The sequence below is a fragment of the Achromobacter arsenitoxydans SY8 genome, from assembly GCF_000236785.1.
Lineage (GTDB): Bacteria > Pseudomonadota > Gammaproteobacteria > Burkholderiales > Burkholderiaceae_B > Achromobacter > Achromobacter arsenitoxydans.
In genome coordinates, this window is sequence record NZ_AGUF01000056.1 from 1 (window position 1) to 11499 (window position 11499).

The 11499-nt window shown below is 66.6% G+C and carries 7 protein-coding genes; 3 read left to right on the forward strand and 4 right to left on the reverse strand.

The annotated features are described in order from the left end of the window. Nucleotides 1–245 precede the first annotated feature (245 nt). Both KYC_RS17335 and KYC_RS17340 read left to right on the forward strand, forming a co-directional pair. Nucleotides 246–1742, forward strand: a complete 1497-nt coding sequence (locus tag KYC_RS17335) for an EAL domain-containing protein (RefSeq protein WP_008164692.1) — start codon at nt 246–248, stop codon at nt 1740–1742. Between the two features lie 161 nt (nt 1743–1903). Continuing rightward, nucleotides 1904–2956 carry a helix-turn-helix transcriptional regulator gene (locus KYC_RS17340; RefSeq protein WP_008164694.1) on the forward strand — a complete coding sequence of 351 codons (1053 nt, stop codon included), beginning with the start codon at nt 1904–1906 and terminating at the stop codon, nt 2954–2956. On the opposite strand, the gene KYC_RS17345 is transcribed toward KYC_RS17340, so the two are convergent. After that, nucleotides 2957–3736 (reverse strand): Sir2 family NAD-dependent protein deacetylase, encoded by a 780-nt coding sequence (locus KYC_RS17345; protein WP_008164697.1) that lies wholly within the window; start codon nt 3734–3736, stop codon nt 2957–2959. Between the two features lie 291 nt (nt 3737–4027). Here KYC_RS17345 and KYC_RS17350 point away from each other — a divergent pair, with 291 nt between their 5' ends. After that, nucleotides 4028–7414 (forward strand): TM0106 family RecB-like putative nuclease, encoded by a 3387-nt coding sequence (locus KYC_RS17350; protein WP_238531952.1) that lies wholly within the window; start codon nt 4028–4030, stop codon nt 7412–7414. Between the two features lie 79 nt (nt 7415–7493). On the opposite strand, the gene KYC_RS17355 is transcribed toward KYC_RS17350, so the two are convergent. The 3 genes from KYC_RS17355 to KYC_RS17365 all read right to left on the reverse strand — a co-directional run bounded on the left by KYC_RS17355 (nt 7494) and on the right by KYC_RS17365 (nt 11252). After that, nucleotides 7494–7706 carry a DUF1059 domain-containing protein gene (locus KYC_RS17355; RefSeq protein ID WP_008164701.1) on the reverse strand — a complete coding sequence of 71 codons (213 nt, stop codon included), beginning with the start codon at nt 7704–7706 and terminating at the stop codon, nt 7494–7496. Between the two features lie 139 nt (nt 7707–7845). Then, complete coding sequence (locus tag KYC_RS17360) at nt 7846–9951, reverse strand: putative bifunctional diguanylate cyclase/phosphodiesterase (RefSeq protein ID WP_008164702.1); 2106 nt, start codon at nt 9949–9951, stop codon at nt 7846–7848. A 191-nt stretch (nt 9952–10142) separates the two neighbouring features. Next, complete coding sequence (locus tag KYC_RS17365; protein WP_008164704.1) at nt 10143–11252, reverse strand: YcjF family protein; 1110 nt, start codon at nt 11250–11252, stop codon at nt 10143–10145. Nucleotides 11253–11499 lie beyond the last annotated feature (247 nt).

The following is an 11499-nucleotide window of genomic DNA, read 5'->3' on the forward strand; positions in this document are numbered from 1 at the left end:
GGAGACGCCCGGCGTCCCATGCATAACGCTGGATCATGGACGCCATGCAAAGTTTTATATCGGGTTTGCCCGCGCCGCCGCGGTGCAAGCCTCGAAGGTTTTCAGGTGGATGCTGGCGTGGACATTTTTTTATACAAGAAAATGAAAGTTCCGGTTACATTGCATTACGCGCAGAACTCCCTTGTAGCGCCGCCAATGTGCCACCGGTTTCCATGTCACGTTTCAGAATTGCGGCTTTTGTGTTGATGATGTCGGCGCTTGGATTCCTTGCGGGCGTGCTGGCCGGAAGGTTGATCGAACTGGGCCAGGTCGACGACAGGCTTGCCGGGCATAACGCCCGGCTGCTCGCCCACGCGCTCAGGGTGTCGCAGGAAAGCCATCGGCTGATCGCCGCGGCGACGCACGGCGCCGCGCTGTGCTCGGAATCGGACATCGCGACCCTGCGGGTGCTGCTCTTCAATTCCACCTTCATCCGGGATATCGGCCGTACGCAGGACGGCATGCTGCGCTGTTCGGCGGCCTGGGGCGAGCTGCCGGAACCGCTGCGCCTGCCTCCGCCTTCGTTCACGGCGCGCAGCGGCGCGCAGCTTTGGACGGGCGCGGCCAACATCGTCGACCGCCGGATCATCGGCGACATGGCGGCGCAGCACGACGTCATCGTATTTACCGCCCCGGGCGCGTTCGACGGCTTTCCCGAGCCGGGCTCCGGCATCGACGCCAAGATCGTGACGCGCGACGGAGCCTACGTGTACCGGCGCTTCGGCCGCACGCACGACCTGGACCTGGCGGCTGCGGGATTCGATGGGCAGGCGGCGGGCGCTTTCGCGTCGGATCGGCGGGTCCGGGCGTGCGCGCCCGAGGCCGGGCCCGATCTCTGCGTGCTGTCGCGCGTCAGATCCGATGCTTGGTTCCAGTTGCCCGCCATGGTGCTGTCGGTGGTCGGCGCCCTGGCGCTGTCCTTTCTTGCCGGCCTGTGCGTCATGTGGCGGCTGCACGCGGGCAGCGCCAAGACCGAGCTGCGCAAGGCCATCCTCGGCGGCGAGATACAGGTTCACTACCAGCCCCTGCGGCAGCTCGCGTCGCGCCGGCTGACCGGGTTCGAGGCCCTGGCGCGCTGGCGGGCCCGGGGCCGCGATGTCTCGCCCAGCCTCTTCGTGCCGCTTGCCGAGGCGATGGGGCTGGGCCGCGCTTTGTCGCGCCAGGTGACCTCGCAGGCGTTGCGCGACCTGCATGAACGCCTGCAGGAAGACCCCGCGCTGTACGTCAGCATCAATGTGTCGTCGGCGGACCTGAAAGATGCGGGCTACCGCAATTTCCTGCTGGACGCCGTCAGCGAGCGGGGGCTGTCGCCGGCCAATATCGCGCTGGAAATCACCGAGGGCACGCCGCTGTCCGACGGTCACGTCATGGCCATGGTGAAGACGCTGCGCGCCAAGGGCTTCAAGGTGTTCATCGACGACTTCGGCACCGGCCATTCAAATCTGAATTACCTGGCGGAAATGCAGGCCGACGCAATCAAGCTGGACCGGCGCTTCACCAACGCCATTGGCGTCGAGCAGGCGGGCAGTCTGATCATCGACCATGTCATCGCCATTTCGCGCGAGCTGCGCATCAATCTGATCATCGAGGGCATAGAAACAGAAGAGCAGGCCCGTTACCTGCTGGAGCGCCAGCCTGGCGCCATCGGCCAGGGCTGGCTGCTGGGACGGCCGGTGCCCATCCGCGAGCTCGCGGCAAAATAGCGCACGCAGGCTGTGCATTTTATTTTCGATACAAGAGACATAATCATCGAAAATCGACCGGCCACGCCGCCGACATTATCGGACGCTTCCGAAATTATTATCGGAAGATTTTGCAGATAGAATGCCTGGGTTATTTAACGGGTTAATCTGCAGTAATCGCCATGGGACATAACCAGACGCTGGTCGACAACCTACTCAGGATCCTGCCGTATGTAGAGGACGAGGAGGCCGACGGAATGGTGATGGGCATGGCCATGGCGGAAATACGCGAAAGGCTGGCGGCGCTGCAAAAGCCCGTGCCCAGCGACAAGCAGATCCGGCGCACGCTGCTCAAGCTCGATAGTGTCGGCAGTTACGGCGCCACGCGCGGCAAGCTTTGGTACCGCAGCATCGAGCGCACGGATTTCCGCATCCAGAACATGAACACGAACATGGCGATGGCCATGTGCGCGCTCAAGCAGGTGGCCGACCGCCACCTGCCTGCCGTCGTACTGGACGACCTGGCCGCTACGTTCGACGGCGCGTGGCGCTATCTCGAAGCCCACCAGGGGCAACCCGCGATCGGCCCGGCGCATGGCTGGTCCCGCAAGATCCTGCGCATCGACGGCACCCATCCCACGGTGTTGCCGCAGGTGCCGTCCGAGGTCTATCGCCAGGTCAGCGGCGCGCTGTACTTCAACCGCAAATTGTCGTTCCGCAACACGCCCTTCGGCGAAAAGTCCCCCAGCGAGCGCCTGTATGTCATGACGCCCCTGGCGATGGTCGACCGGGCGGGCGTCCTCTATATGGTGGCCTGGGGGCCGCGGCTGCCCGGCAGGCGCTTCCTCTTTCGCATGGACCGGCTGTCCGAGGTCCAGGTGCTGAGCGAAAGCGCGGATCCTGATCCGTCTTTCGACCTGGAGGATTATGTGCGCCGCGAGGAAGCCCTGAATTTCGATCCGGGCGAAGAAACCCGCCTCCGCCTGCACGTCGCGGAGCCCCTGACGGACGACGGGCGGCGGCGGCGCCACCCGCTGCGCGAGTTCTGGCTGTCGGCGGACCAGCGCATCCAGGAAGAAGAGAACGGCTTCACCCTGACGGCGACCGTCCGGCCGTCCGTGATGCTATGGCAATTGCTGCACGGACACGCGTCCTCCATCGAAGTGCTGGAACCCGAGCACATCCGGGAACGCTTCGTGGAAGAGGCGCGGCAACTGGCCCGGCGCTATCTGTAATCAGGCTCCGGGCCAGGCGCGGGCCAACAGCAGGGGCAGGATCTTTTCGGCCGGCCCCTTGATATTGTGGGCGGCCACCCGGTCCAGCAGCGTGGGATTCGGGTTGATCTGCACGAGCTCGGCGCCGTCCGCCATGGCCGCGTAGCAGAACTCGGCCGCGGCCGGCGTCTCGCAGGACGTGCCCACCGCCAGGATCAGATCGGCGGCGGCCGCCAGCCCCTTGGCGATGGCCCACACGTCGGAAGCTGGCGGCTCCCCGTGCCAGAGCCTGCCGGGCCGCACCAGGTTGCCGCAGATGCGGCACGCGGGCGGCGGGGGAAACGGTCCCTGCCTGCCCGGCTTGGCAGGCGGCGCGGCCAGCGTGTAGGGCATGGCGCAAGCCGAGCAGCGGGGCTGGTCGAACCGGCCCAGCAGATGCAGGATGCGCGGACTGCCCGCGCGTTCGTGCAGCGTATCGCCGTTCTGGGTGACCACGAACGCGCCGGGCGACCGGACGGCAAGCTCGGCGATGGCGCGGTGGGCGGCGTTGGGAGCCGCCAGCCGTGCGCGGCGCCTGCGCTCTTCGTGCCAGGCCCACACCAGGGCCGGATCGCGCCGGAAGCCTTCTTCAGTGGCCAGCGCCGCGCTGTCGTAGCGCGCCCACAGGCCGCGCATGCCGTCGCGGGCCAGGGGCAGCCGGCTGGCCGGATTCAGGCCGGATCCCGTCAGCACGACGATGTTGCGCGCCGCGCGCACCGATTGCAGCAGGGACTCGGGCAGGTGCAGTTTGCGCGGTTTCATGCGTGCTCCCGGCGATGCGCGGGCGCGCCGCGGACAAATCCGGCACATGCGGCGCAACCGGGGCTGAGGATAATGTTGTCGAACAAATCAGGCATGTCGCTTCCATTAACTGAATCAGGCTGCATTTTGAAAGCGCATTTGGACAAAATCGGGTTGAATTAATCATGACAGTATTTCCCGGGTTGCGGGGATATTCGCCCAGATAATGTCCGAATATTCCTTTTGCTATTCTCTGTCCTCCCCAATCCGCCTGGGCCCTCCCGCATCATGCAAAAAACCGGCGACCGCCTTTTGTTTTCCGCATCCGATATCGTCGGTTTCCTGGAATGCGAGCACCTGACCTCGCTCGATCTGCTCAACCTGGAAACGCCGCTTCCGGCCGCGCCGCAGGACGACCAGCTAGAGCTGATCCAGGAGAAGGGGCTGGACCATGAACGCGCCTACCTGGACCGGCTGCGCGCCGGCGGCGGCCGCATCGTCGACGTCAGCGCGGCGGGCGACGGCCTGGCGGCGCGCCTGGCGCGCACGCGCGAGGCCATGGCCGAGGGCGCGGACGTCATCTACCAGGCGGCTTTCAGCCACGGCGCCTACATCGGCCACGCGGACTTCCTGCTGAAGACGGCGCGCCCCTCGCGCCTGGGCGGCTACAGCTACGAAGCCAGCGACACCAAGCTGGCGCGGTCGGCGCGCGCCAAGTTCGTGATTCAGCTTTCGTTCTATTCGTGGCTGCTCGGGCTGGAACAGGGGGCCGAGCCCCAGCACATGCACGTGGTGCTGGGCAGCGGCCGCGAACTGAGCCTGCGCGTGGCCGACTATGCGCACTACTTCCGGCAGGTCATGCGGCGCTTCGAGGAGCGTGTGGCGCCGGGGGGCGCCGTGCCGACCTATCCCGACCCGTGCGAGAAATGCGCGCAGTGCCGGTGGGATCCGCTCTGCAAGACGCGCCGCGCCGACGATGACCACCTGTCCCTGGTCGCCAACATCACGCGCCAGCAGATCCGCAGGCTGAACGGGCAAGGCATCCGCACCCTGGCGCAGCTGGGCGCCTTGCCGCCCGGCGCCCCGGTCGCCCGCCTGGAGCCGGCCATCCTGGAGCGGCTGCGGTCGCAGGCGGCCCTGCAACTGCGGGCGCGCACCGAGGGCGGCAGATTCTGCGACCTGGTCGCCAAGGACCCCGGTGATCCCAACCTGCGCGGCCTGGAGCGGATGCCGGAGCCGGACCCCGGGGACATGTTCTTCGACATGGAAGGCGATCCGCTCGAGGAAGGCGGGCTGGAATACCTGTTCGGCCTGTACGTGATCGACGACGGGCAAGAGCGCTTCATTCCGTTCTGGGCCCACAACCGCGCCGAAGAGAAGCGCGCATTCGAGGACTTCATCGACTATGTCGTGGCGCGCCTGCGCCGACATCCCGACGCGCACATCTATCACTACGCGCCCTACGAAGCGACCGCCATCAAGAAGCTGATGTCGGTACATGCGACGCGCGAAGCGGAGGTCGACAACCTGTTGCGCCTGAACAAGCTGGTGGATCTGTACCAGGTGGTGCGCGAGGGTGTGCGCGTGTCCGAGCCCGGCTATTCAATCAAGAACATCGAGCATTTCTACCTGGATCAGCGCGCCGGCGGCGTCACCAACGCGGGCGCAAGCATCGTCTACTACGAACGCTGGAAGCGTACCGGCGAGCCCGGGCTGTTGCAGGAGATCCAGGACTACAACCGCGACGACGTGGTGTCCACCTTCAGGCTGCGGGAATGGCTGCGCGGACTGCGCCCCGCCGGCATGCCCTGGTCGAACCGCGGCGAGGCGCAGCAGCAGATCGACGCCGCTCGCTTCCAGGTCGGCGAAAAGACCGAAGCCGAACTGCGGCTGGAGCCCTATCACGCGGCGCTGCTCGGGCCGCTGCCGGCCGACGAGCTGCTCTGGTCGGACCGCGACCGCTACCGCGCCCTGGTCTATCAGCTGCTGGATTTCCACCGCCGCGAACAGAAGCCGGAATGGTGGGCCGTCTTTGCACGCATGGAGGCGACCGACGCCGAACTGATCGACGACAACGAATGCCTGGGCGCCATGACGCGCGACGAGGCCGTGGCGCCCGAGCCGGTGGCGCAGTCGCTGCGCCATACCTACCGCTTTCCGCCGCAGCAGACCAAGCTGCGCACGGGGTCATCCTGTACCAACGTGCGCGGCGGGCCCGGCATCAGCCGGCTGACCGTGGATCCGCAGGCCGGCGTCGCGACGTTCACCATGACCCGCAAAGAGACGCCGCCGGCGCGGCTGTCCCTGGGACCGGGCAAGCCCGTCAAGATCGACGAACTGGCCAACGCGATGTTCCGCTATGGCGACGCGCTGATCCAGTCGCACGACGGCGGCGGCACGCGGTTCCGGGCCGTCGATGCGCTGCTGCGGCATGAGCGTCCGCGCATCGCGGGGGTGGCGCCGGGCGAGGCCCTGGCGGATCCGGCCGCGGGCCTGCTCGACCAGGTAGTGGACATCGTTGGCCGCATGGACGAAACCACCCTGTTCCTTCAGGGGCCGCCGGGCGCGGGCAAGACCTACACGGGGTCGCGCGTGCTGGTGCACCTGCTGCGGCAGGGTAAGCGCATCGCCGTCACGTCCAACAGCCACCACGCCATCAACAACCTGCTGGCCGGCCTGGAAGGCGCCGCGCGCAGCGCGGGATTCCGGTTCGCCGGCGCCAAGAAATCGGGCCAGGCGGGCGACGACTCCTGTTTCAACGGCGAATTCATCGAAGACGTCTACGCCAACGACAAGATCGACCTGGCGCGCCATCAACTGGTGGCGGGCACCGCCTGGCTGTTCAGCCGGGCCGACTTCGAACAGCGGTTCGATTATCTGTTCGTAGACGAGGCCGGTCAGGTCAGCCTGGCCAACCTGGTCGCGCTGGGGCAGTGTGCGCGCAACATCGTGCTGCTGGGCGACCAGATGCAACTCGGGCAGCCGACCAAGGGCACGCATCCGGGCAGGTCCGGCGAGTCCACGCTGGAATACCTGCTGGACGGCCAGGCCACCATCGCCGCCGACCGCGGCATTTTCCTGGACACGTCCTACCGCATGCACCCCGCCATCTGCGGCTTCATTTCCGAGGCCATCTACGACGGCCGCCTGCTGGCCGCGGCGTCGACGCGCGGCCAGGGGCTGGTGCTGGACGCGGACGCGTCGCCGCTGCTGCGCGCCAGCGGCATCCGCTACGTGCCCGTGGCGCATGAAGGCAACGCCCAATCCAGCGACGAAGAGGCGCGCCAGGTCGCCAACCTGTACGCCAGCCTCATGCGGCAGCGCTATCTGGATAAGCAGGGGCGTCCCGTGCCCATTACCGCCGACGATGTGCTGGTGGTGGCGCCCTACAACGTGCAGGTCAACACGCTGCGGCAGGCGCTGCCCGAGGGCGCGCGCGTGGGCACCGTCGACAAATTCCAGGGCCAGGAGGCCCAGGTGGTGATCATCTCCATGGCCACCTCCAGCGGCGACACCATGCCGCGCGACATGGAATTCCTGTTCAGCCGCAACCGGCTGAACGTGGCGGTGTCGCGGGCGAAGTCGCTGGCGATCCTGGTCGCCAGCCCCGCCCTGCTGTCGGTGCGCTGCCAGACGCCGGAACAGATGGCGCTGGTCAACACGCTGTGCTGGGTCGCCGAGGCGGGTCAGAACGTGTAGCGCGCCGTGCGGACAAGGCGGGCGTGCGGGGCGGCCATGCCCCTGCGCGCCCGCCGATACCGTTCCAACGCTGACGCCGTCAGCCCCGGCGCGGCGCCTCGGCAGGCGGCGTGCCGTTATGGAACAGGGATTTGAGCTGCGAGCGCAGTTCGGGCGAGTCGCTGTGCTTGTGCACCGTGGTCGCGTGCTGGACGGCGGCTTCGAGCAGTTCCTCGTCCGAATCCGCGGACAGGGCCACCGAGCAGTTCATCTCGCTCGGGTATTCGCGGCAATCAATGTATTTGCGGGTCATGTCGTTCTCCCTGCGCATGCCCGAAGGGCGATGCGTGTTTGAACAGCCGACGCGCTGCGCGGAATACACCGGGCGATGGCGCGTCGCATCGCGGCCGGTGATTCACAAAGTATAGGTCTGGCGCGCACGGCGCTGCGGGTCAATTTGCGGGGTCTGGCCCCGCCGCGACCGGGTCTGCGGCGGGTTCGCCGTGCGCAACCGGCCGGCCCAGCAAGAATCCCTGGAAGTGTGAACATCCTTCGGCCGTGAGGCGTTGCAATTGCTCCGGTGTTTCCACACCTTCCGCCGTGGTGGGGATGTCCAGGCTGCGGCCGATGCCGTTGATGGCGCGGATGATGGCCAGCGCCTCGCGGCTGGATTCGACGTCCTGCGTGAACGACTTGTCGATCTTGATCTTGTCGAACTCGAAGGTGCGCAGATAGCCCAGCGACGAGTAGCCGGTGCCGAAATCGTCCAGCGCCACCTTCACGCCCAGTTCCTTCAGGCGGTGCAGCGTCGCCAGGTTGCCCGTGGAATTGACCAGCAGCACGGACTCGGTGATTTCCAGTTCCAGGCGCCGGGCGGGCAGGCCGGAGGTCGCCAGCGCGGACTCCACCAGCGACACGAGCGCGCCATTGGTGAACTGGCTGGCCGACAGGTTGACCGCCACGGTCTCGTGATCGTCCCACCGCATCGCCTCCGCGCAGGCCTCGTGCAGCGTGAACGCGCCCAGTTCGTGGATCAGCCCGGTTTCCTCGGCGATGGGGATGAAGTCCTGGGGCAGGATGAGCCCCTTGACCGGGTGCTGCCAGCGCATCAGCGCCTCGCGCCCCACGATGCGCACATGGCTCACATCCATGATCGGTTGGTAATACAGCTGCAGCTGCTGCGTGATGATGGCCTGGCGCAGGTCCATTTCCACTTCATGGCGCTTGAGCGCCGCAGCCTCCATTTCCGGCTTGAAGAACGCCAGGCAATTGCGGCCGCGGCGCTTGGCCTCGTACAGCGCCATATCGGCGTAGCGCAGCAGGTGGTCCGCGGACACGTCCTGCGCGTCCGCCAGGGCGATCCCGATGCTGACGCTGATCGGGACCGTATGGCCGTCGATCTCGAACGGTTGGCGCACCGCGTCGATCAGGCGCTCGGCCATCTTGCGCACATCGTCCTGTTCGGCGATGTTGGGCAGCACCACCGCGAACTCGTCGCCGCCAAGGCGGGCCAGCGTGTCCTGCTCGCGCAGATGCCTGGGCAGTCGCTTGGCCAGCAGGCGCAGCAGCTCGTCGCCATACTGGTGACCCAGGGTGTCGTTGACGCTCTTGAAATTGTCCAGGTCCAGGCACAGCACGGCCGTGGTGCGATCGCGCCTGCCGTCCAGCGCTTTGAGCAGGCGGTCGCGGAACAGCCTGCGGTTGGGCATGCCCGTCAGCGTATCGTGGTGCGCCATGTAGCGGACCTGCGCGTGGGCGGCGTTCTCGTCGGTGACGTCGTCCGCGATGAACAGCACGTAGCGCGAGCGTGGGTCGTTGCTATGGAACGCCAGGGTCTTGGTGCGCAGCGTGCGCGGACCGCGCGCCGTCGCCAGCTCTTCTTCCTCTTCCCGCATGGCGCCGTCGGAACGCAGCGCGTCGTTGGTCAGGCGGTCGAAGAACTCGCAGACCAGGCCCGGCAGGCACTGCTGCGCGGTCTTGCCCTGCAGGCCGCGGGGGCTGCCGCCGAAGGTTTCTTCCGCCTGGCGGTTGGCCAGCAGGAACCGGCGCGACACTGCGTCCAACACCAGCACGCAGGAAGGAATGTTGGACACCACCGCCTGCAGGAAAGTGGACATCGACGTCAGTTCGTCGTTGTAGTGCTCGGCCAGTTGCTTTGCCTTCAGGAGCTGCTGCTCGCGCTCGCGCCGTTCGGTGTTGTCGCGCGTGACCTTGGCGAAGCCGATCAGTTGGCCGGCGTCGTCGTGGATGGCGTCAATCACGACATGGGCCCAGAACAGGGTGCCGTCCTTGCGCACACGCCAGCCCTCGGCTTCGAATTTCCCCAGTTCGCGCGCGGTGGTCAGGCCGCGCTGAGGCAGTCCGACGGCCCTGTCCGCTTCGGTGTAGAAGCACGAAAAATGCCTGCCGACGATTTCGTCGGCCGTGTAACCCTTGGCGCGCTGCGCGCCGGCGTTCCAGTTGGCAACCGTGCCGTCAGGGTGGAGCATGTAGATGGCGTAGTCGACGACACCCTGCACCAGGTGCCGGTACATGACGTCGGAATTGGCGATGATCATTGGCTGCGGCGGGCATGTGCGCCAGCCGCGTTGCGGCTGCGCGCGCGTCTTCTGCCCTGAAATAGACTAGGGGATATACGGATTTACGTCGCGAAGGACGCAATATTTACCGTACCGTCACGAAAAGCGCCAATCTATCCAATCTTGTCGCGTGAATGCATTTGATTGCAGCCGCCCGCGGGGCAGCGCGCTCAGAGCGAGACGCGCTGCTTCAGGGCCTGGGCGATCATCGCGATATCAATGTCCTTGCCGGGGTTTTTCAGGCAGAAGTCGTGCAGGACCGCGATGTAGGCGTTGCCCAGCAGCTTGGTGATGGCGCCGGCCGTCGTCGCCGCGATGGTCCCGCCCACGGCGCTGCCCGCGCCGGGAATGAACTTCAGCAGGCCCGACACGACCGACCGGCCGATCAGGGTGGCGGCCGAGGCGCCCAGAGTGGACGTGACCAGGGTGGTGATGGCGGTGGTGTCGAGCTCCATGCCGAAGGTGATGCCGATCTTGGCGATCATGCCTACCTGTATCGGCACCAGCGCGAAGGCGTCGGAGAACGGGATGGGCGCGGCGGCGGCCGACGCGGCCAGGCCGGCCGCGACGTTCACCTCGATCTCAGCCCGCTTTTTTTTTACTTCCAGGGCCTTCTTGTTGCGGGTGGACAGCGCATTCGCATAGGCCCGTTGCTGCGCCTCGGGGATGTGCTGCGCGGTTACCTCGATCAGCGTGTCCAGCCCCATGGGCGGCAACTCGGCGTCCAGTTCCTCGATCCACTCGGGCAGCGCGCGCACCGCGACGACCTGCCTGGCGCGGGGCAGCAGCTTGCGGGCCTCTTCCACGAAGGGGCTGTTCTTGCGCGCCTTGGTCAGCACCGCGACGACCGGAATGCCGGCCTTGTCCAGCATGTCGCACAGTTCGACCTCGGCGTTCTCCACCCGGTGGCTGCTGTCCTGGATGCACAGCCAGGCGACATGCAGGTGCCTGTCCTGGTCGTCGGACGCGGAGCGCTCCTGGATCAGCTCGGCCAATTGCGCGCGCGAGCGCTCGTAGTCGGCGACCTCCAGGCCCCGCGTGTCGATGATGGTGAGCGGATGCCCCGGCCGGGTGAACTCCTGCGTCGTCTGGGTGACCGGCCTGCCCGAGCCTGTCCGGGCCAATTCGCCGCGGAACACGGCGTTGATGAGCGTGCTCTTGCCGACCCCGGTCTTGCCTGCGACCAGGATGTTCACCCGGCCAGCCCCGCGCGTGGCGGTGCTGATGGCGTCCGCAATGGCGTCCTGCAGGTCGGGGTGGTCGGGGCGGATTGCGCTCATTTCAGGGCCGTGGGGTGCGTGTTGGGGATGCGGCAACGATATCAGACGCGGAATTCTTTGGCGCAAAACGTAATTGGCGCCCCGGCGCGGGTGCGGCGGGGGCCAGAACGCGAAACTGCCGTAGACGCCGAGGGGGCCATCCGCCGGTATTCCGGTGGGGAAATTAGGGGCGTATTAGTGGTGGGTCCAAAAGCGTTACATCTCACATAATCCGCTCGCGTTTGCGCGGGAATGCGCTGCGTAGAAT

Bases quoted from the DNA above. Each gene is read 5' to 3' on its own strand.
- KYC_RS17335 (WP_008164692.1), top strand. From the start codon at position 246: ATGATGTCGGCGCTTGGATTCCTTGCGGGCGTGCTGGCCGGAAGGTTG.
- KYC_RS17340 (WP_008164694.1), top strand. From the start codon at position 1,904: ATGGGACATAACCAGACGCTGGTCGACAACCTACTCAGGATCCTGCCG.
- KYC_RS17345 (WP_008164697.1), bottom strand. From the start codon at position 3,736: ATGAAACCGCGCAAACTGCACCTGCCCGAGTCCCTGCTGCAATCGGTG.
- KYC_RS17355 (WP_008164701.1), bottom strand. From the start codon at position 7,706: ATGACCCGCAAATACATTGATTGCCGCGAATACCCGAGCGAGATGAAC.
- KYC_RS17360 (WP_008164702.1), bottom strand. From the start codon at position 9,951: ATGATCATCGCCAATTCCGACGTCATGTACCGGCACCTGGTGCAGGGT.
- KYC_RS17365 (WP_008164704.1), bottom strand. From the start codon at position 11,252: ATGAGCGCAATCCGCCCCGACCACCCCGACCTGCAGGACGCCATTGCG.